Raw genomic sequence first — 22,587 nt, 5'->3', positions numbered from 1 at the left:
TCCATACTACCATAGCAATTAGCGTGGATATAAAGGTCAGAATTTTCTGACCTTTTTTCTTGGCAGATTAGAGCCGGGGGAACACAGCTCTAGTGTTTTAAAATAAATATCGCACTTTAAACGTCACTAAGTCTTGCACTGGTTGCTGCCATAAATCAGCGACACTACCAAACCAGTCTCTGCGCCCGACTTGCGACTTTTCAAGTGTCGAAAAGTTTGCACCTCCGCGTTGATACACTAAAAAAATATCTGAATATGCACCCATGCGATAACGCAGTTTTATCTGGCTTGCTAAGCGCCTGTCGTCAAAACTGGTGTCACCATGAATTTCGCGAAGCTCGCCATTGGTAATTTGATAAATCGTCTTACTTTGCGCTTCAAGTATCGTCCACTGTAGCGAACCACTGAGTTCAAGGTTGTCGGTGATCCGACCGTTAAATTCCAACTTATTGGAAAACTCATCTCTGTCGTATTCACTCAAGCGGTTTTGCCCGTTCGCCATCAGCCAGCCATCACCGCTTCTAAAGAAATTACTCAACTTAAGGTTCCAGTTGTAGTGTGGCATCCACGTCAAATCCACGGCGTATTGCTGTGCAGAGCCTGATATTCCTTCTTGGTCAAGCTCTATACTCGCAGCCCAAGAAAAATCCCCCACATAAGGGCTTTGATAAAAGACCCGAGACTCCACACGGCTTGGCATCTCAAACACCTCAGTGCCTCGCCCTAAGTTGTCTTGTTTACCGCTAGTGTAATAATCTAGCCCGAGGTTGAGCTGACCACCATTTGCCAACAAAAACTGCGCTAAATATGCTTGTCTGGCCGCTAAACCTGTTCCAGCATTATTTTGCTCATGCCTCAGTGTGAGTGACTGCTTTAACCTGGTAAACCAGCTGTCTTTTGGGTGCATCGAGTATTCTCCATAAAGCTCGCTCACCTGCCAATCATTGCGTTTCATATAGCCGAGATCACGGTTATCAAATTCGTCATCCACAGCAAAGTAGCGCGCAGCGAACTTCGTCTGTAACGATAGTTGATACTCCGCGTCTAGCGATACACCTTGGCCTGTCACACTGTGCTTTTGTGTTTCTACCTCAGTTTGTAATAGCGCGCCTTTGAAAGACCAAGTTTCACTACGATACTGGCCATCAACGGCATAACTCATGGCATCGCGTTCAAGAAATGGCCGTTCTGTTTTGGTCGCAAGCACACCGGCCTGCCAATCTTGCGTGCGATAATTAGCTCTTGTTGCAAAAAACTGCTTACCAATATCGTCCGAAAAGTCCGACTCAGACACAGCAAAAGTACCAAATTGTACCGACTTTCCTTTATGCACAAATCGTAGTGCCGCACCTATGGGGGTGATTGCGCGTGTACCATCATCACTTGATGCCCCTATCCGACGAGTATGAATAAGCTTAGTGCTTTCAAGTGCAGCAACGTCAAAAAGGCTGATATCTTGGGTGAAAAATGGACGTTTATCGGTGCGAAGCGTTTCCACGGCTGAATAATTCACGTCAACATCATCGATATCCACCTGACCAAAGTCAGGATTCACGGCAAGACTCACCTTCTGATGATGAGAAGGCTTGTAAAACAAATCAAAGCCAACATCGGACTGGTGCTGGCGCTCGGAAGGTGAAGTGCTTAGCGGTGCAAATTGAGCCTGATGCGCAAAGTAAGGCACAAATGCCAATTGAGAATGCGCGGGGATCTGTGCTGCGATCTTTGGCATGGTCAGGAAGAAATCACTATTTGCTGTTGTACCCTCATGGTTTGCATAGATAAAATTACTTTTAAGTTCATACAACTGTACCGAAACCCCAATCTTTGTAAGCCCCTGCTCATCTCCTGGCTGAAACGACACGGTATGCCAAGGGATCAATAATTCCGTGGTCCAATACGTATCGTCAATGTGATTGGCATAGTGCCAGTCCCCATCCCAATCGTAATCCACGTTTAAGCTTGGGGTTACAACACCATCTTGCGAGCCGCCACCTAATGTCACCGAAAATTGATATGCACTACTACCGTCGCCAGAAAAGTCCACAACTACCCGATTGAAGTCAGCTTGCATAAAGCGGTCATGGATATTGAATTGTCGCTTGCGCTCGGCTTTATTCTGGAAGTTTTTAATACCAATATAAACACCGTCGGCGGTTGCAAAAGCTTTTGCGGTAATTTTGTCATTGGCAGATGCCAAAGTTACAGGCACAACCTGAACAAATTGTTCAAACTGTGTAGCTGAACCCCACTGCGCTTCATTCAACTTACCATCAACCACGATAGGTTCCGCAAGTGCAGCTCCTGCCATCATGGGATAACTTAAACCGAGCCAAAATTTATTGCTTTTATTCATACATACTTTCCTCAGAGTTATGCCTGCTATTGCAACAAACTTTGCCGTAAAAAGTTCTTAACTTTTTCTGAAGAAAGCTGACTTAACCTTTATAAACATTGACTTAATCTTAAGAAACGCTAACGTTATGGGAACAATTGGTTTTAATTATTGAAATTGGTACTCAGCGTGCAGGCACAGGAAGTAGAGATGGTTTGTTTTGGACATTGGCAGTTTGATCTCCAGCAAGATTGCCTAACACATAGGCAAAGCCAAGAAACCGTAAAACTTGAGCCACAAATGGCAAGGTTACTCGCGCTTTTTATTGAGCATCATAACGAAGTGCTAGAGAAATATTGGCTTACCGAACAGCTGTGGCAACATGCGGTTGTCGAACCTAATAGTCTTTATCAGCTTCTGACTAAACTGCGAAAAGTGCTCGGGGACGACCCTAAAAACCCAATTTACATCAAAACCATCCCAAAGCGGGGCTATCGCTTTATCGCGCCACTAGAAAAGCATGAAATAGCACCTCGTCATACGGCAAAACCAGTCAACGTAATCGCCAAGTCCCGTATTTTATCACTCAGTGCCGTCGCAATGGCGGTTCTATGCTTTGGCGCGATCGCCTTTTTTAATCAAACACCGACTGAAAAAACACCATCACGCTACGAAACCTCTAGCCTTAGTCATGAGCTTGGCCTTGAATTTGACGTTGATGCCCACCAAAGCCAAGATCTCATCGCCTATGTGAAAGATTTTACCCACCTTATTATTGCCAACAAACAAGGCTTTCAATTAAATGAACACAGCTTTGATTCGCGGATCAGTTTTCCAAGTTGGAGCCCCGACTCAGATAAGCTGGCATTCTGGCAATATCAAGGTAGTGGCTGTCAACTTCATGTTATGACTGCCGCAGGGCAATTTTTCCACAGTTCTCAAATTCTTCCGTGCCAAGTTGGTACTAAACCCGTTTGGAAAAATGACAAAGAGCTCATCCTAACGTTCGGCCAATATAATGCCAAAGCAGCACACCTTTACCGGCTTGAGTCCCATCAAATGGTTAAGCTGCCACTTGCTTTGGCAGCCAACGAGCGGTTAAAAATGGCCCTTCGAGCATGGCAAGATAAAACCTATTATTTAGTTCAAGATAAACAAGGGTTCGCAAGACTACAAACGCTCGATGGCACGGTACATCTAAAGTGGTCAGCTCCAGTCACTTCAGTTGCGTTTGATGTTTATCATCAAGCTGTGATTGCGAGCCAATATGGCAGCCTATCGCGACACTTTAGAGACGGTGACAGTCAAGCCATCAAAGAAACGGAAATTGGCTTATACACAAGCTTCTCAAGCGATAATCGCGGCGATATATTCGCGGCATTGGAGAGTTTTCAAGTTAATATCAAAGACCGAGATGATCTCCCCTTATTTTCAAGCTCAAGCATCGACTATCTACCACTGACCAACAGCTTGGGGGAAACGGCGTTTATGTCGAGGCGCAGCGGCGTATGCGAGGTGTATCTATATCACGATGATAAAATCAATCAGCTTTCCTTTCATCAGGGGCATGAATACGTTGGTTTTTTAGTATGGAGTCCAGAGCTGAGCTATTTGGCCTCAAACCGTGATAACGATTTAGTGATATACGACCGAAAACGCCCACTCACCCAGTTCAATTCACAGCTGAGTCTGCCCGTCAAAAGCATGGGCTGGATAGATGAGCAAACACTATGGGCTTATGACGGCAAAACATTAAACCAATACAGCTTGTCTGGGGCGCTTATCAGCAGTCATGATAGTACAGCTGACTTTGTCTTTTATCACCCCGAAAGACAAACCTGGTTTGTGCTACAACAAAACCTACTGCTTGAGTACGAGACGCTCTTCGAAAGCGACTCAGAGGCGTTAAATAAATATGCGTTAAGTCAAAAACAAACCAATCAATTTAGTAACTTAAGAATTCGCGGCAACGACATCTATTGGCAATCCGCTTGGTCAAAAAGGGACTACATTTGGCAACTCACCTTGATGCCAGAGCAAAACCCTACGCTTAAAAAAGTCGGCCACTTGATTTGGCACTACGATATCGACGCGCTTGGGGATCTACTCATAGCAAAAATGGAAAGTGTAGAAGGCGATATCAAGAAACTGACTCGCCTATCTGAAGCTGCCAACTAACGATTATCATTACAAAAGCACATACGCGGTATAGCTCAGCACTAAGGTGCTGAGCCAAGTCATAGCTAAAAGCTGTGGACTTTTTAATGCACTTAACACTAAAAGTGGTAGAAAGGCATAGGGTAACAGGCTCACTGCACTCAGTCCTAATAACATATAGACAGGCACTGAAAAACAGACGGCAGCCGTCAGCACAATAATCCAGATGCTCTGCTTTGCCGATTGCAGCTTATCTATACTCAACCAATATGCAATGCGGTCGTAGACTTCAGGTTTGAGATCAATGGCAAGGCTCGACCACCATAATAGATTTAACGTCACCAGACCTGGAACGTAATTTGCCATCAGATCGGGGCGCTCTGCGCTTAAGATCGCGCCAAACCATAGCACCAACACACTCATCACAATGCGCCAAAGCAACACAAAATAGTGGTTGTAAGCAAAGCTCAGCCAAAATGTCGTCAACCCTTTAACCATTACCGATAACGTCACTTTACGCGGTAGCAAAGCAGCACAGCCAAACACTATTAGGTTTACAGCAATCAAATACCAAGTAATTTCGACAACAGCAAAACTGATAATAGCTGTTATCAATAATCCAATACTGGTCCCCAAAGGACGATAAATAAAACAAAGAGCAACGAAGAATTGCGTCACCGCAAAAAACAGTAAGTGCCACGCTTGCGTGATTTTCTCAATTCCAATCGAGTAGCAGAGAATTAGCGTCATCAATAATAAAGGATGAACAACCAGTACGGACAAACCATCCGCCACTTTTTGATGGATGGCACGATGCAGGATCGTGTGGTGGTAACTTCGGTGCGCTTTGTCCAAAACCGCATCTCGAAACACAAATAGAATAAAGCTTTGCGCCGCAAGTAATCCCCATGCAATTTGTACCTGTGCAACGGGGTTATCACTTTCTACAATTTTACCTATACCCATAAATAGTATTGCGATAAAACCTAACAGATAAACTTGAAACAAGGCAGCTATCATCAAGCCAAATTGCTGAAGTTGCTGGCCTATCGCTTGCAGCGATAAAGTAAGTGATGCTTTTCTGTAACGATAGTAATAGAGCATATTAACTACTCTGCTTCGGTGCTAAGGGAACAGAATGAAATCCAACTTGTAAAAAAGGTTCAGGCTCATGACTTGTCATCAGCACCATGCCAGCGTAGTTTTGCGCGAGCTCAACGATATACTCGCAACCTGCCGCGTCCAAAGCCGCAGTAGGCTCATCGAGCAATAAATAAGGGGTATTACGCATCAAGGCATTAATAAGCTGAAGCTTCTTTTTGTTACCAGAGGAGAGATCCGCGTAGCGCGTCATTAAAAAGGTTTCAAACTGAAAGTCGTTTACAAGCTGCGAAGGAAAATCACATTGCCATGCAGTTGATGTGAGAGTTAATAACTCTTTTGCACGCAAAAAAGCAGGAAATGGAATGTTGTCTGACGCAAGTGCAACAAGTGTTTGGCGTTTATCGATTTTCTTGTCTTGTAAAAGAATGTCGCCATTGAAAGCATCATCAAGTCCAGCAATCATACTCAGTAAGGTGGTTTTCCCTACGCCATTCGGTGCCGCTAAACAAATCCTATTATGGTCAAACTGTTGTGAATAATTGTCAAACAGTACTTCTTTGGAGAAGCTTTTACTTAGAGATTTTATCGTTATCATCTTTCTCTACACTATAAATCCAAATAGGGATTTATATTTATGTTTAAAAATGTAGTTGTCATAAAACTTAACTTATTACAAAAGCCAATATTTATCACCTAGTTAGAAAGTAAAATGACATATATTACGTACCTTATTTTGTAACAAAGCCTTACACTCTACATTTTTTAACATCTTATAAACATCATTAAGTAACCTTTCATTTTTCCATCCTATACTCTTGCTCCGAAATCGCTTGAATAACGACCTATGTTCAAAATATTGATAAAGGAGATCAACTATGAACTTTCGTATCCTAACTGCAGCCACCCTATCCCTATTAGCGGTAGCATGTTCGTCTGAAGATATCGAGACCGCCAACTTCGGTTCTGACATCTATAAAAACCAATATAACTTGGTTAATGCCACCGATTATGAAATTGCATTTCACCTTGCTAACACTGAGCTAGACGGTGATGAACGAAATGTCGCTGACGATAAATATCGCGTCAAAGTACTAGCTTCCGGTTCAGAACCCGTACGCATAACACACGAACATAACACCAACCGTGAAATCAGTTTTTATGCTGAGTCAGTCAACAAGCTTGGCATGATAGAACAAGAAAAAATTAAGGTAAGTAATGACCGAGATTATCACTTTGTTGTAATGCAGGATAGCAACGATACCTTAGATATAAAGGTGGTTAGAAAGTCTAAAGATGATCACGATAATAAATTTACCGTACGAGTATTAGCTTCCAAAACAATGACATTAAATATTAACGGTTCAGACGTTGAATTTGATAAAGGAGAAGTCAGTAGCTGGTATCAAGTGGATGACTGTAATCAAGATATTATGATGGGTGATGAGGTTATAAGTCTTTGCAATGCATCACTAGACCGCTCTTACTTACTCGTCGTCGGTGAAACTGGATTAATGAGCACCGTTTTAGAATACTAACTAATCAGTGTTTTTGAGGCTGCCGATATTCCGGCAACCTCAACGGTTAGCCGTCTAGATTTATATTTATAACGCATTTTTTATTCACAAAAAATTCAACTTTCTGCCGAAATAAGTCAATTCTATTCATTTTCAGATCCGACCATACAAAATAGTGACATTTGTCATAAGTCAGTTTTATTAAACTTTCCACGCGCAATAAAAATAGAGTTTTAGCTTTAAAAATCAATTAATTCTTTATATCTCATAGAGATAAAAAATAGCTATTAACAACTCCATATTGCAATCATTTTATAACATTTCAATTATGTTAACGTTAGATTTAATTAACATTAAAATGTCAAATTTTTCGTGTTGACACCCTGAAAACTCGGGCTTAACCTAGCCGCCGTTCTTAAAACACAACAATCAAAAAATCACATTTAATATTTTTTATTTACAAATAAAATAATCTTGTAACAAAGATAGCGACAATAGTATCGCGACAAAGCCGACCAAGTTAGCGGATTGGCACACACGGGACGTTGGTTAAGTAGTACTCGCCTCTAACAAGTATGATTGGGTTTTTTAAACAATTTCCCGCCATACAAAAATATAAGCATTGTGAAAATCACAATCGGATTCATTATTTTAGTCAGAGTAGGAAAGTCATGAACCAGTACAACACAGAAAAGGAAGCAATTCAGGTCGAGAAAAAGCTCGGTAGTATTGTTTTCATCTCGCAAGATCAATCACTTTCTCTGGAGTCAGTGCAAGATTACGCAGCTCAGCCCTTATCCAAAGTAAAATTGGACGAATTGGCACTAAAAGCTAGAATCGAGCAAAACCGTCAATACCTGGACAATAAATTAGCAAATCAAGAAGATATATACGGCGTGACGACTGGTTTTGGTAACTCAGCAAGTAACCGTATTTCGACTTCTCTCTCTGAAGAATTACAACAAAACCTCATTGCTTATCATGGCTGTGGCGTTGGTGATTACCTTTCAGAGTCTGATTGTGCCGCGACTTTATTGATCCGCATGAACTGTAATGCCAAAGGCTTTTCAGGCGTTAGTTGGGAATTGCTGGCGCAAATGGAAACCTTTCTAAACAACCGCATCATCCCAGCTATCCCTTCTATGGGTTCAGTGGGTGCGAGTGGCGACTTAACACCACTTTCTTATGTCGGTGCCGCACTTGGTGGTAAGCGTAAGGTGTACTATCAAGGACAACTACGTGAAACCGCTGAAGTGTTAGAAGAGCTAAACATTGCGCCATACAAGCTAAAGCCGAAAGAAGGTTTAGCTATCATGAATGGTACTTCGGTTATGTCTGCCATCGCCACGAATGCGCTAAAAGACATCCGCCGCGGCATTGATTTAAGCTGTAAACTGATCGCGCTTTATGTCGAACTTATCGAAGGTCGTGCATCGCCATTCCATAAACGCGTACACGAACTTAAACCACACCGCGGACAGCAGATCTGCGCAGAGAAAATTCTAGAACGCTTAACTAACGTCGATCAGCGTTTAGGTCGCAGAAACCGCACCGATGACAACATTGAGTTTGGCAAGCAAGAAACGTTCAGGTTACAAGATAGCTATTCAATTCGCTGCTCTCCGCAGGTGTTAGGTCCATTAATTGATGCTGAGATGTGGGCATCACAGATCCTAACGACTGAAATCAACTCTGTGAACGATAACCCACTATTTGATGATGAGAACGACCTTATCCTCAACGCGGGTCACTTCTACGGTGGTCACGTTGCAGCGGTGTGCGATACCCTCAAGCCACTCGTTGCAAACATGGGCGCCTTACTAGAGCGTGAATTAGGCATTTTGGTTGACGACCGTCTTAACGGTGGAATTTCTAACAACTTGGTTGCGCGTGAAGATCTTGGCGACAAAGCTTGGGTACACCACGGTTTCAAAGCAATGCAAATTACCTCTTCTTCTCTTGTTGCAGAAGCACTGAAAAATGCAGGCCCTATGTCAGTATTTTCACGCACAACAGAAGCACTAAACCAAGACATCGTCAGCATGGGCACCATCGCCGCACGTGACCTTCGTCGTATTACAGATCTTATCAAGCCAGTTATTGCTATTCAGGCAATGGCGATCCGCCAGGCATTTTATGTTGATGGGAAAGATGCAAAAGCAGAGAAACTCAACGCACTTTCTCGCGAGTTTTTCGACGAAATTAGCAGCAACTTCCAACCAGTCATTGAAGATAGGCCGATGGATGTCGAAATCAACAATATGGTTAACGCCCTATTTAATGAGCAGTAACCCTCTCTAAGTCATTTTTGAGATGACGATAACGCTATAGCTGGCAGCTTCACTGCAGCCAGCTAGGGCTTGTTGTTGCTCAAAAACCGCTAATGAGACGTAAACTACACACCAGAGAAACTAAAAAGGATATAAAAATGAGTAGCTTAGAATCAATAACACAATTTATTAAACAAGACATCATTGTAGACAATTTAGAAGTGGTAGATAGCATTGATGAAATCGAAGATGATGCTCAACTTATCGGTGACGGTCTAGATCTAGACAGCATCGAGGTGCTCGATCTTGTGGTATCTATCGAGAAAAAATACAACCTTAAGTTCAAAGATTACCCAGAACAAACCATTCAAGAAAAAATGAAAAACGTCAGTACCTTAGCTAGCTTTGTTCACGAACAAGTTGAAGCACAAACAACAGCTGAAGCTTGTTGATCTGACCGTAACCATTTTCGCTTGGAAGGACACCATGCAAACATACAGTGCCATTCGTTCAACACTCATGCAACTGATTGAAGCTGAGTTAGAAGTAGATAAAGAACAACTAGACGTACTAAGTGACGACGCCAATTTAATTGAGGCGCCACTGTTTCTCGACTCGGTCGACCTTATGCAGTTATCTGCTGCATGTAAAAAAGCGTTCCAATTAAAAGACTTGGGCGAATTGAGCACTGTAACTTTGGCGACACTAACACGTCAAATAGCGTTAAACTTAACGCAACAAAAACAAGCAGCACCCTTGGAGACTTGGGCAGATCAAGTCACCTCTCTCAAAGAGACCGATTTACTAGCACTGATACAGCGTAGTCTAGAGTGTGAGATCATCGGTCAGGCTCGCCTTATCAAAGACAGCACGCCCTGCGATATCATTGTGAGCACTATGGTGTTATTAGCGCACAATATCACTCCGGTATTAAGTGCGAATGCGGCCTCGAACGCCAATGCGTTTAGCTGGCGAGAACTCCCGCTTGCCAATCAAGAGGTAGAAGTTCCGTTTCGTTCCATAACGGCATTTTTACAACAGCATAGCGATAAGACAATTGGCTTTGAAACGTCAGGCAGCACAGGCAAGCCACAAACTTGGCATAAATCCATCGCCTCACTCCATGCAGAAGCCGTCACCTTTGCTGACACTTTCTCGTTTGACGCAGTAGATTATTTCTGTGCCTGCGTTGATATCCGCCACATGTTCGGTTTTATTTGGGCATTTATGCTCCCTCTGCAACTTGGCAAACCGGTGTGTTACGAACTTGGTTCTACACCTGACTTACAACCAGTAAGAGATAAACAGGTAGGTGTGATCTTAACGCCAACTATGTTTGACTTTGTGGCTGATCAGTTAAGTCAAAACCACTGTTACTTAATAAGCTCAGGTGCACCATTCAAAGGTGAGAAAGAGCAAAAGCTTGCCGACCTTATTTCTTCCCTATCGCTTTCAATACAAGCTTTTGAGGTACTAGGCAGCACTGAAACCGGCGGTATCGGCTATCGTCCATTAGGCAACAACGAAACACACTTTACTAAGTTCACTGCGGTCGACATTTATCAAAATGCCGAGCGTAAAACCATGTTGAGATCGCCGTTTTTAGTGGCTAATTGTGAAGAGTTTGAGCTCAAAGATAAGCTGATTTTCAGCAATGAAAACCAATTCACACACGGTGGGCGCGCAGACCAAATATTTAAGTATGCAGGTAAACGCTACTCGCTACAAAGTATAGAAAAAATCCTCCAAGAACGCTTTGCGGGACTTCGCCATCGCGTGTTTTTTATCGAGGACAATAACAATAATAAAGGGGGCGAGCTGGTCGCCTTTGTCGAAGGACTATCTTGCATCCCTACACTTCAGGACATCAGAAGTTGGTTTAAAGATTTACCCACGCCGCAGGTTCATTTTTTGGCGCAATTTCCAGAAAACGAGCTCGGCAAAATCACCCTCTCGGCACTACAGGAATGCGTACATGAATAATAAACAACAAACTTTCATTACTGGTTATGGTGTGCTCTGCGCAGCGGGCGAGAATCGCAAAGCGCTGCTAACTAGCATCAAGGAAAACCGCACTGGTATTGACCGCATTAATCGTTTCGACACACAGGGACTAACACACAATGTTGGGGCGCTCGCTATCAACTACGAGCACCACAGCGCAGAACATTTTGATATGGATCTGGCGAGCCAATACGCTATCCATGCCGTTACAGAAGCACTTGAGCATGCAAATTTAGCCTTAACTGAGATGGACAGTACCCGTGTGGCATTTATTCTCGGTAATGCAAACTGCGGTATGTTTTCATTGATGGAGAGCCTTAAAGGTCAGCATCAACTAGGGTTTAAGTTTTATCCACCACATCAAATTGCAACCGATGTCAGCCGCCACTTCGATATTCAGGGCCCTGTAATGACTTTCACCTCGGCCTGTACCGCAAGTAGCAGTGCCATTGCTTTTGCTAAGCAACTTATCGAAAATGACCAAGCAGATGTTGTCATTGCTGGCGGTGCAGATGCCCTCAGCGAGCTGGTTTACGGCGGCTTTCAGTCGGTACAATCCTTGAGTCCTGAACCTTGTGCTCCGTACAGCGAAAAAATGGGATTAAGTTTAGGTGAAGGCGCAGGTTTTTTAGTCTTTGAATCGCAAACACATGCTAATAAGCGTAACGCAACGCTGCGATATCAATTGCTCGCGACAGGGTCGAGCTTAGATGCTCACCACGCTACAGCGCCTAACCCCGAGGGCGATGGTGTACGCCGCGCTTTTACGCAGACATTGTCCTATGCGCCCGTTGCAGCAAGTGATATTGAATATATCAACAGCCACGGGACTGGTACGCCAGCAAATGATGGCGCAGAGCTAAAAGGGATCCAATCAGCCATTGGTGAACAGGCCATGCGCGACGTCTCGGTTTCAAGTAGTAAATCTTACTTTGGTCATACCCTTGGTGCCGCTGGTGCCGTAGAACTTATTTCAACTTTGGTCAGTCAGGATGAAGGGCTTCTACCAGCAACACTGGGTGTCGACTCAATAAGGTCGTGTTGCCAAGCATATCAATTAGTGACCAATCAGGCGAAACCTCAGGTTGTTGATGTTTTTGCAGTGACTAACTCAGCGTTTGGTGGCCACAACACCAGCATGCTACTCAGTAAGCATCAGAAAACGTCGATTAACACGGCGCCAAATCCGGTGTATCTACTTGCTGCCACCAGCCTGTCTAATACTGAAGTATACAATGCTCGACAAAATAGCACCGACCACTTTGCTGAATTTAACTTAAAACAGCAGTTCCCTGCACTTTTCCAGCGCCGTACACCGTGTGTTGCACAATTTGCCTTGGGTGCCTGCCAATTTACCTTACAAGACAGCGATCTCGATCTAGCGCAATTACCACTGCCAGAATTCGCAGCCTACTATGCTAATCCCATTGGTTCGCTGGAAACCTTAGATAAAAACCTCGCATCATTTCAAGATGGCATTGCAGAGCTAAAAAGTACGCATTTCCCCAATACCGTCGTCAATGCCACATTAGGGCAACTGGCACTCGGCTTCGGCTTTAAAAACTCGGCCACTTGTGTGAGTGATTTAGGCAATGACTTTTTACATGCGCTTTGGAGCGCAGCACTTGATATGCGTGAAGGTCGAAGTCGATATGCGATGGTATGTAGCTCGCAAGACGATACTGCACTCTCGCAGCAAGTCTGGGCTGCACATCAATTCCAAGCAGATATCGGTCATTTTTCCAGCGCCGCGCTCTTGGCAACCAGCGAGGTGTTACCGGCAGGCTACCAACCTCTCGCAGAAATCATTGATTTTATTCAAATCAATGATGCGCAGGAACATCAAGCACTAGACAGATTATTAGCAAGCCATGCTAGGAAGCTGAGCCAAGTGGGCAATGTCGTGTTAAGTACTTATCACGATGAAGCGTTTGCCACCATTGCAGCAAGCTTGGACAGCCATTTACCACAGGCCCAACTTATAAAATATCAGCCACAAACCACGCCTCTACACAGTACAGAATTAGCAGTGCGTGCGCTAATGCATGCACTCAACACCCCAGCTGGTGATACCGAGTTAGATCAAACCCTACTCCTAAGCGTTAATCTCGCGGGAAGTATGACGGGATGTATTTTACGAACAGTAAGGAAATAAGATGACGACCGTGATCGAAGTGAAGAACTTAAGGAAGGTCTACAAAAGAACACGAAAAGTTGCCGTCGATGACGTCTCTTTTAGCGTTAGCGAAGGCGAATGTTTTGGACTCCTTGGGCCCAATGGCGCCGGAAAAACCACGACGTTGGAAATACTTCAGGGCTTGCGTAGTGCAACGTCAGGTGAAGTGACGTTATTCGGTCTTAATTGGAAGCAACACGAAACCAAACTTCGCAGCCTTATGGGTGGCGTGATGCAACACAATAACCTCTACGAAAAACTCAAAGTAAAAGAGTGCGTCGAGCTATTTGCCAGCTTTTACCCAAGCTACACGCCAATTGATACGCTGCTTGAGCGCTTCAATTTAAGCGAGAAAAAGGACGCTTGGCTAAGCGAACTCAGCGGTGGACAAAAGCAACGCGTATTTTTGGCGATGGCAGTGGTTGGCCAGCCCAAGTTGGTGTTTTTAGATGAGCCAACTACGGGACTTGACCCCACGAGTCGCCAGGAATTTTGGCACATCATTAAAGATCTCAAAGAAGCTGGTACCTGTGTGATGTTAACGACGCACTACATGGATGAGGCAGAGTTCTTATGCGACAACTTAGCCATCATTAATTCAGGTCAAATCATAGAGTCAGGCGCGCCAAGCGACATTATTAATCGCACCTTTGAGACTCCGGTGATTAAAGAACCCAGAAAAGCCACACTCAACGACGTATTTTTGAAACTCACAGGTTCCACGATGGAGAGGGAAAGTTATGCCTGAGTTAAGTCAAACTAAGTTATATCCATTTTGGCAATTAATGATGGTCAATATTCGACCTTTTTTCCGTGATAAAGCGGTATTGCTATGGACATTCGGTTTACCTATTTTTATCGCCCTATTGTTGATCCAAGCCTTCTCCGGTGGACCAAAAATGTCTCCTATGAATGTGGTGGTGATGCATGGCGAGCAAATTGAACAGAAATGGCTTAAAGCGATGGAGGAAGATCCACTCGTTACCGTTACCCGCCTCTCACAAACCGATTCAATTGTGCTGGAAGACAGCTTTGCTTCTGCTCAGCTGGCGGAAGTGATCAGCTCACCAGGCTCAGTGCTACGTAAGCTGCAAAATGAGGTGAGCCCTGAAGTTTATCTTGCCCCCAATGCTATGTTTTCTACTCATAACTCCGATGAGTCGTTAATGGCACGTAACTATCTATTGCGTCTTAAAGCGCAAGCTAACGGCGAAGAGATGCGAAGCAATGTCATTAGCGTCAAAGGTTATCGTTACACTGACTGGTTGATCCCGGGGATCATCGTGTTACAAGTCCTTGGTTTAGCACTGGTGTCGATTGCCAACAGTTTAGTGTCGGACAGACAAAACGGCTTTTTTAAACGTCTACGCCTTTCTCCTTTCAAACGCCGTGATTACATCATTGGGATCGTGCTCGCACGCTTATTCTTGCTGGTGTTCCAAATGCTGATTCTGTTCGTCGCATTTCACTTTTTATTTGGTTACACGCTGCAAGGAAACGTGCTGGATATCATTGCAGTAATGGCACTCGGTTCATTTTGTATCTGTATGCTCGGCGTGTTAGTCGGCGCCCGTAGCCAACGGGTTGAAGTCTCATCAGGGATAGCTAACTTACTTTACTTTCCGTTGATGTTTTTATCGGGCATCTATTTCGACACCGCTAACTTCCCCACTCTACTGCGAGAAATAGTTTCGTTACTGCCAACCACTGCGTTTTTGGATGCACTGCGCTTAGTCGCAAACCAAGGCGTTGAACTGGCTGCGGTAAGTCGTCAATTGATTATTTTAGGCGTCACCAGCGTGGTGTTCTTCCTCATCGTTTACTTCTGCTTTGACTGGGGAGATGAAAAATCATGATCACCGATAACTTGCCGCATAAGGCACCATTTAAGTTTGCAGACAAGATAATCGAACATTCACCGGGAGAGATGATTGTTGGATTGAAGTTCGTCTCGCATAACGAACCAGGCCTGCAAGGACATTTTCCGGATGAGCCTATTTTCCCGGGTGTGTTAATCATTGAGACCATGGCGCAGATCAGCGGCTTGTGCTGCAACAACACGCACAAAGGGGGCATGCTGTCTTCCATAGAAAAAGCCAAATTTAGTCGCCCTGTTCGCCCCGGCGAAATCATTAAAGTAACGGCAAAACTAGAAACTGAATTTGGTGCGATGGCGCGCTTTAAAGCACAAGCACACGTTGAAGATGAGTTGGTTGCAAAAGCTGAACTCACGATTGTTTACACGGATTAAGGAACTTGGTTGTGTTTACTGGAAAGACAGTAGTAGTGACTGGCGTATCCAAAGGGATAGGCAAAGGCATCGCACTCGCCTTTTTGCAAGGTGGTGCTCGAGTATACGGTATTTGTCGCACACAAACCCCCATCGCGGAGTTACACAAACCTGAGTATCAAGCTCGTTTCACTCAACAAAGCGGCAATATTACCGACAGCGAGTTCGTCAACTCCGCTATTCGCCAAGCGATAAGCGACACGGGTCGGGTTGATGTGTTAGTGAATAACGCTGGGATCACGAATGATAGCTTGTTCTCTCAGATGTCGTACGACGCTTTTCATAACGTGTTAGATATCAACTTCAAGGGTACATTGCTGTGTTGCCAAGCGGTGTTACCAGTCATGACTAAGCAAGGTGCAGGCAAGATCATCAACATGGTGTCGCAAAGTGGAATAAGCGGACGTGAAGGCCAAGCCAACTACGCGACCTCAAAAGGCGCAATTATTGGCCTCACTCGGACTATTGCGCGGCAATATGGTCACTGTGGTATTTACTGTAATGCACTCGCTCCGACGTTTATTGCAACTGATATGATTGATGATATCCCCGCAAGCATTATCAACCCAGTGCTTAAGCATACCGCACTAGGTCGTGTTGGGAGCGTCAAAGAGATTGCTGATGCCACGCTATATCTCGCTTCTAGCGCCTCTAACTACCAAACTGGAAATGTGCTTCGTTTGGATGGAGGGCTTGCGGTATGAATGCTCAAGCATTTATTTTACTTTATCCAACAAGTGAGTTTGATAGCCACTTCGTTACCCATTTGCTGTCGCAAAAACATCCGTTACTCCTTATCAATGCAAGTGCTGAGGTGCTCGAGCATAATCCAGAAGCGAGCCATATCCACCTCAACGCTCCCCTCTCGGAGTTAAATACCAATACATTACTAGATTGGTTTGAACTCAATAATAATCAGCAAGAAGTGATGGTACTGCATTGTGCCAATCGCCTTGATGAAAGCAATCTACTCGAAGACATTGCCGTTGGCGAGCAAGTGATTGCGCGTCTAGAAAGCGTATTTTCGGTCCTCAGAGTCATCGCGGACAACCTCAGAGTAAGTGGTGGAAACCTCGTCTTTTTAACTCAATCAGACACCTTAAATTACGAATTAGAAGCCACCGCCAGTGTCTGTAACCACGCTCATAATGCGTTGATGATGACGCTCGCGCGCGAGTATCAAGGTAGCAAGCTGGCAGTTAACAGTTTTGTGTTACCGCTACTGGCTACCGATAGCAAAGCCGCAAGAATCCAAAAGCGCAACCTAAAAGGAGGCGTATTGGGTGCACGACCTGCGGTATACAGCTATCAAGACTTGGTGGAATACCTAGTCAACTTTATGAAAACCAACACCATGCTCACCGGTCAATCCATCGCATTCACACCAACGCTGGAGCTCAAGCTATGATGCCGGTTGACTTATACTGTTTCCATCACGCAGGTGGCTCTTCTTTGTTTTTTAGGGAATGGGCCAAACATTTACCTGCGCATTGGCAACTCCACGGCATCGACTTACCGGGCCGTGGTACTAAAGCAGGCATGCAATCTTTACGGGACTGGGATGAGGCACTTAGTCACCTAAGTAGTAGCACGCAACTTCAGCCGCGTAGTGAGCGGCTGTGCGTGTTTTTTGGTCACAGTCTTGGCGGGATGGTGGCTTATAAGCTTGCCGATCATCTTGCTAAACACGCACTGACAACACCGGATTTACTCTGTCTATCAGGGTGTCGCGCGCCAAGTATTCCTTCAGCTACCCAGTACTCAAAATTGACTGACTCGGACTTGCTCACGACTTTATATCATCTCGACATGCTGCCTAAACATCGTTTAACGAAGGACGTAGAAGCGGTTGTGGCCGCCATGTTTAAAGACGACTTTATGTTAGCCGAGCAACCCGTCAGTACTGACATTACGTTAACGATGCCGGTCGAACTGATCCTCGCCACACAAGATCACTTGGTTAAGCCTGAGTCACACCAAGCTTGGTCTGAGTACTGCGAGAACTATTTTCAATACCATCATGTCGATGGCGGTCATATGTATTTACAGCAACGCCCAACGCTAGCGTGTGAGGTGATTGTCGCCGCAGTAGCGCGACACCTAGCACGCTTGCAGCAAACAAAATACCAAAAAGCAAACTGGCAAAAGCCGTTGTGTTAAGGCGAAAAAACAAGGATCACGCAATGAACTCACAGTCCAATTCCGCCAATTTCAAGTCACTGACAACGAGGCAACTTCACGTATGGCAAGCCCAACAGCTTGATTTGGCAAATCCAGTATATAACATCGCTTGCGCGGTACAATTTACCGGCGGGCTCACAGCCGAGGCACTAGAGCAAGCCTTGGTGTTGCTATTTGCAAGGCACCCAGTTTTATCGAGTCGTATTGATGAGGCTCAAGGCGAACCACAACTCGAATTATTAGCCTGTGCCCCTAAGTTATTAGCCGTGCCTGATGAGATTGCCGCTTTTAGTGACTCTGTCACCGCCAAAACCTTAATTGAGCAAGCCATCGATATCACTAAAGAGACCTTTCAATTCTACGCTTGTAGCTCAGAAACTCGGTTGCTATTGACCATCAAAGGACATCACATCAACTGTGACCAGTGGGCATTGCAAGTACTAATGAGCGATTTACTCGCATGTGTAGAAGCGGTGCTTGATAACTCTGAACTTGATCTCGCCCCCCTTGATTATCAAGTGATGTTTGAAGAAAAGCCTGAGCGTGCAGCAACTTCACAACAGAGCGAACTCTATCCTATCGATTTTTACCAGAGTAATACTGAGGCACTAGCGCACCATTATGACGGCATCGCGTTTCGTGAAGAAAACCCAGAGGCACTCAAACAAGTAAAACAGGTGGCCTCTCAAGCTGGTGTTACGAGTTTTAGCGTCGTGCTTGCCAGCGTCTTTTTGACTTTATTTCATACCACAGGGCAAACCGATTTGACCATAGGGATCCCGATGGCTCGCCGCACCCGTAAAACACGCGCGATCTTAGGTCATTACTCAGACGTTGAAACGGTTTCTATTTGCGATATTGAGCAGTACACAGGTGCATCGCTTATCAGTGAAGTCAGTAACCAGCTCACCCAATTACTGCTTTCAGGAAATAATAATAAAGACGCTGCAAAGCATATTAATGTCACCTGTAACTACTTAGCCAAGCTAAAAAGCAATGGTATTCGTCCAGGGATCACCCCGTTGATGATTGGTCGCCAAGGGTATGAACTTGCTTTGGGCACAGCGGGAGATACCATTATCAAAGGGGTATCCATTGAGCCTGGTGTTTCACAATTTGATATCGAATTTACGCATTTTGAAACCGAAGGTGGCCTTTGTCGTAAAGTAGTCGCCGCTAAGTCTGTCTTTTCTCGCGTGGCAATGACACGGATCACCGATATTCAGGCGCGCTTTATTGAATTACTTACCCACTCTAGCGATCTTAATATCGCCGAGCTGCCTGTACTGGATGAAGAAGAGCAAAAGCTGATCTTGGCGCGCAGCAATCAAGATAATGAAACGTTCTTTTCCGACACCACTTTAAATCACTGGTTTGAACAAGCGGTAAGTAAACACCCAGATCAAATCGCGCTACAAACCCAAACACAATCTATCGATTATAAAACCCTTAACGCCAGAGCCAACGCCCTTGCCTTGCATTTACGGGAGCAATATCAGTCTCAGTATCAGCGAACCCTCACTGCCGATACGTTAATTGCGCTGTACATGCAGCCTTCTATCGAGATGCTGATTGCAATTCTTGCTGTCACGAAAGCGGGTGCGGCTTATGTGCCGCTGTCTCCCGACCATGCCAGCGAGCGAACAACCTTTATTCTAAGTGATACCAACCCAAGCCTATTGATTGTCGATGAGCAAGAGTATGCCGCTGCAAAAGACAAATGCCGTTTGGCGGAGGTGGCTTGCCCACTAGTTACACCACTCAATGCTCAGCAACAAAGCGACACAGCCCCTGTCATACACCAATCACCGCAGGATTTGGTATACATCATTTATACCTCGGGTACGACAGGCCAACCAAAAGGCGTGATGCAAACTCATGAAAACGTCGCTCGATTGTTCACGGCGACGGAGCAAGATTATGGCTTTGACCATCACGATACTTGGGTGCTTTACCATGCCTATACTTTTGACTTTAGTGTATGGGAAATGTGGGGCGCCCTACTTTATGGCGGTAAACTCTGTATTCCTGACAACAGCCTGATCCGCGATTTTGAGGCCTTTGCAGACTACTGCTCAGATAATCAAGTGACTGTGCTTAATCAGACTCCTGCCGCATTCTATGAATTTAGTGCAGCGGCACTAAGTGCAAAATTGAATTTTGACAAACTGAGGTATGTGATTTTCGGTGGTGACAAACTCAACCCCGAAATGCTCAACCCTTGGTGGAACTGCTACGGCGATGAACAGCCGCTATTGGTCAACATGTATGGGATCACTGAAACCACGGTGCATGTCACCTATAAAGCACTCACGCAACAATCAAGTTCTAAAGCCTCTCATATCGGTAGACCCATATTAGATATGAAAGCGTACGTACTAAATTCCAAATTGCAGTTGGTCGAACCCGGTGCCTGCGGTGAGTTATATATTGGCGGTGCAGGTCTTGCTCGTGGTTATTTAAACCGCGAAGCGCTCAGTCAAGAACGCTTTATTAGCAGCCCGTACGCAAGCGAACAAGATATTCAACAAGGACGAGCCAGACTGTATAAAACCGGTGACTTGGCAAGACGCCTGCCGGATGGTGAGTTGGAGTATATCGGTCGTAACGATAATCAGGTGAAGATCCGTGGCTACCGTATTGAACTGGGTGAAATCGAAAGCGTGATCAACCAATTGCCAGAAGTTGCCCAAGCGGTGGTTATCGACCGTACCCTACAAAGTGTTCCCTACCTAGCCGCTTATATCAAGTTTAAGCCACAACATCACGGCCAAACTGCCCAAGTGAAAGCCCATGTGAGTCAAGCGCTACCCAGTTATATGCAGCCAAAAACGTGGACTGAGCTTGCGGAAATACCTTTGACTGGCAACGGTAAATTAGACCGTAAAGCGTTGCCAGAGCCTGAACTGGTAAGCCAAAGCGAATATGTGGCGCCGCAAGACGAAACGGAAGCGCAACTGTGTGAAGCATTTAAAACTTTGCTTGGTGTTGAGCAAGTGAGCACCAAAGATGATTTCTTTGCTATCGGTGGTGATTCTATTCTCACGATTCAACTCGTTGCTTTGCTCAGAAAGCAAGGCATTGAACTGCAAGTAAAAGATATCTTTGATTGTCCAACTGCAGCGGCGTTAAGTCAGCGTATTGCTAGCGTACAAGCGAATCAACGAGAGATAACACAGGAGCAAGGCCTGCTGAGCGGACGCTTTGATCTACTGCCAATTCAACAATGGTTTTTCAATAAAGCACTACCGGAGGAGAATCATTGGAATCAGGCATTTGCAATCAGGATCCCAAGCGGCCTTAGCCAAATTCAATTACAAGAGGCGCTACACAGTTTAAGTGATCAACATGATATGTTGCGCACAACCTTTATGGAATTTGAAGGCCATATTACGCAAGAATATAACGATGTGAGTACCATGGCGCCACTCAACGTCCTTAACGGCAAGTCACACGATGTACAAGCAGAACTCAACGCGCGACAAAGCCAGTTCGATATTTGTAATGGCCCACTTTGGCAAGTTACACATATCGAAGCGTTTTGCGAAGACTACGACCTGCTTCACTTTGCACTTCACCACTTAATCATCGATGCGGTTTCTTGGCGGATCATCGCGCAAGATCTGCAAACCCTTTTAGCACAAGGAGAGTTGCTGAGTAAACGTACCAGCTATCGACAGTGGGTAGAAATGATGCAAGCGTACTCGGCAGCACACCCGCAGGAAATGGCATTTTGGCAGCGTTTAGCAACCAACTTGCCAAGCTATCCGCCAAGCATGGCTGCAACACCGTCAACCGCTTGGTTAGAGCTAGACGCGCACACCACGGCCCGCTTAATACGTGACGCGAATGCAGGCTTCAATACGCAAGGTGAAGAGTTACTACTGGCTGCTTTGTGCCAAGCATTGAGTAAAACCTTTAAGCAAACTCAGCATGCTATCACGTTGGAAAGTCATGGTCGTGAAATGTGGCGTGATGATGCTGATATCAACCAAACAATTGGCTGGTTCACTTGTTTGTACCCGCTACGCCTGACTCAACAAGCGACACTAAGCGACACCATTATTGATGCCAAAGAAGCGCTACGCCAGATCCCGAATAAAGGTCTTGGTTTTGGTAGTGCACAACTGCAAGACACCAGCTTAACGTTGCCAAGTATCAGCTTTAACTACTTGGGCCAAATGGGTGGGCAAAGCGATGCGCTTTGGCAAATAGACAACCAACTGCAAACCGAGACAAGTTCTGCACAAAACGGCTCGGATCTGATCCTCGATATCAATGCGCTGGTTCAGGGCGAGCAACTTAGGATCAAAGTGGATTCATTACTAGATGGCAATCTTACCGATGCCTTCGCTACTCACTTAACACAAGCGCTGCATGATGTATTGGATACAGCGCTCGAGGCGAAAAAGCGCGGCGGTGTAAGCACCCCTAGCGACTTTGGCGCGGGCTCGCTTTCTCAGGAGCAACTAGCTGCACTGCAATCCCAGTTAAGTGAAACACAACTAGAACAAACCACGACTCAGTCTGAAAAAACACAAGAATTAGAGATTTAA

At 45.0% G+C, this 22,587-nt stretch carries 16 protein-coding genes; 13 read left to right on the top strand and 3 right to left on the bottom strand.

The annotated features are described in order from the left end of the window. Window positions 1-97: 97 nt before the first annotated feature. On the bottom strand, window positions 98-2,356 hold the full coding sequence (locus QSH61_RS06150) for a DUF5916 domain-containing protein (RefSeq protein ID WP_206471215.1): 2,259 nt from the start codon (window positions 2,354-2,356) through the stop codon (window positions 98-100). 189 nt (window positions 2,357-2,545) lie between these two features. On the opposite strand from QSH61_RS06150, the gene QSH61_RS06145 reads away from it, so the two are divergent. Further along, the gene (locus tag QSH61_RS06145; protein ID WP_206471216.1) at window positions 2,546-4,513 is read left to right on the top strand and encodes a winged helix-turn-helix domain-containing protein; all 1,968 of its coding nucleotides are present in this window, start codon (window positions 2,546-2,548) and stop codon (window positions 4,511-4,513) included. 9 nt (window positions 4,514-4,522) lie between these two features. Here QSH61_RS06145 and QSH61_RS06140 read toward each other — a convergent pair whose 3' ends face one another. Both QSH61_RS06140 and QSH61_RS06135 read right to left on the bottom strand, forming a co-directional pair. Then, a complete protein-coding gene (locus tag QSH61_RS06140; protein WP_206471217.1) occupies window positions 4,523-5,596 on the bottom strand; it encodes a DUF6136 family protein in 1,074 nt (357 codons plus the stop codon). A 1-nt stretch (window position 5,597) separates the two neighbouring features. Then, window positions 5,598-6,191: an ABC transporter ATP-binding protein gene (locus QSH61_RS06135; protein WP_206471218.1), complete on the bottom strand. Its 594-nt coding sequence runs from the start codon at window positions 6,189-6,191 to the stop codon at window positions 5,598-5,600. Window positions 6,192-6,471: 280 nt separating this feature from the next. Here QSH61_RS06135 and QSH61_RS06130 point away from each other — a divergent pair, with 280 nt between their 5' ends. From QSH61_RS06130 to QSH61_RS06075, 12 genes are all read left to right on the top strand, one after another. Next, window positions 6,472-7,131, top strand: a complete 660-nt coding sequence (locus QSH61_RS06130) for a hypothetical protein (protein ID WP_102056431.1) — start codon at window positions 6,472-6,474, stop codon at window positions 7,129-7,131. Window positions 7,132-7,781: 650 nt separating this feature from the next. Continuing rightward, window positions 7,782-9,401, top strand: coding sequence for an HAL/PAL/TAL family ammonia-lyase (locus QSH61_RS06125; protein WP_010606259.1), 1,620 nt, complete (start codon window positions 7,782-7,784; stop codon window positions 9,399-9,401). Between the two features lie 137 nt (window positions 9,402-9,538). Then, on the top strand, window positions 9,539-9,832 hold the full coding sequence (locus QSH61_RS06120; protein WP_010369398.1) for an acyl carrier protein: 294 nt from the start codon (window positions 9,539-9,541) through the stop codon (window positions 9,830-9,832). Window positions 9,833-9,866: 34 nt separating this feature from the next. Continuing rightward, window positions 9,867-11,363, top strand: a complete 1,497-nt coding sequence (locus QSH61_RS06115) for an AMP-binding protein (protein WP_174168509.1) — start codon at window positions 9,867-9,869, stop codon at window positions 11,361-11,363. Then, the gene (locus tag QSH61_RS06110; RefSeq protein ID WP_206471219.1) at window positions 11,356-13,539 is read left to right on the top strand and encodes a beta-ketoacyl-[acyl-carrier-protein] synthase family protein; all 2,184 of its coding nucleotides are present in this window, start codon (window positions 11,356-11,358) and stop codon (window positions 13,537-13,539) included. The genes QSH61_RS06115 and QSH61_RS06110 overlap by 8 nt, the downstream gene beginning before the upstream one ends. A 1-nt stretch (window position 13,540) precedes the next feature. Continuing rightward, the gene (locus QSH61_RS06105; protein WP_010369407.1) at window positions 13,541-14,308 is read left to right on the top strand and encodes an ABC transporter ATP-binding protein; all 768 of its coding nucleotides are present in this window, start codon (window positions 13,541-13,543) and stop codon (window positions 14,306-14,308) included. Beyond that, window positions 14,301-15,416 carry an ABC transporter permease gene (locus QSH61_RS06100; RefSeq protein ID WP_010369409.1) on the top strand — a complete coding sequence of 372 codons (1,116 nt, stop codon included), beginning with the start codon at window positions 14,301-14,303 and terminating at the stop codon, window positions 15,414-15,416. The genes QSH61_RS06105 and QSH61_RS06100 overlap by 8 nt, the downstream gene beginning before the upstream one ends. Further along, window positions 15,413-15,811 (top strand): 3-hydroxyacyl-ACP dehydratase FabZ, encoded by a 399-nt coding sequence (fabZ, locus tag QSH61_RS06095; RefSeq protein WP_010369411.1) that lies wholly within the window; start codon window positions 15,413-15,415, stop codon window positions 15,809-15,811. The genes QSH61_RS06100 and fabZ overlap by 4 nt, the downstream gene beginning before the upstream one ends. A gap of 11 nt (window positions 15,812-15,822) precedes the next feature. Next, complete coding sequence (locus QSH61_RS06090; protein ID WP_039496061.1) at window positions 15,823-16,554, top strand: SDR family NAD(P)-dependent oxidoreductase; 732 nt, start codon at window positions 15,823-15,825, stop codon at window positions 16,552-16,554. Then, on the top strand, window positions 16,551-17,258 hold the full coding sequence (locus tag QSH61_RS06085; RefSeq protein ID WP_102056428.1) for a hypothetical protein: 708 nt from the start codon (window positions 16,551-16,553) through the stop codon (window positions 17,256-17,258). The genes QSH61_RS06090 and QSH61_RS06085 overlap by 4 nt, the downstream gene beginning before the upstream one ends. Then, a complete protein-coding gene (locus tag QSH61_RS06080) occupies window positions 17,255-18,010 on the top strand; it encodes a thioesterase II family protein (RefSeq protein ID WP_102056427.1) in 756 nt (251 codons plus the stop codon). Before QSH61_RS06085 ends, QSH61_RS06080 begins: the two co-directional genes overlap by 4 nt. 23 nt (window positions 18,011-18,033) lie before the next feature. Further along, the gene (locus QSH61_RS06075) at window positions 18,034-22,587 is read left to right on the top strand and encodes a non-ribosomal peptide synthetase (protein ID WP_206471220.1); all 4,554 of its coding nucleotides are present in this window, start codon (window positions 18,034-18,036) and stop codon (window positions 22,585-22,587) included.

The sequence above is a fragment of the Pseudoalteromonas sp. JC3 genome (assembly GCF_030291895.1).
Classification (GTDB): Bacteria; Pseudomonadota; Gammaproteobacteria; order Enterobacterales; family Alteromonadaceae; genus Pseudoalteromonas.
The sequence above is the reverse complement of the archived record's forward strand: the minus strand, read 5'-3'. Positions and strand labels throughout refer to the sequence as shown.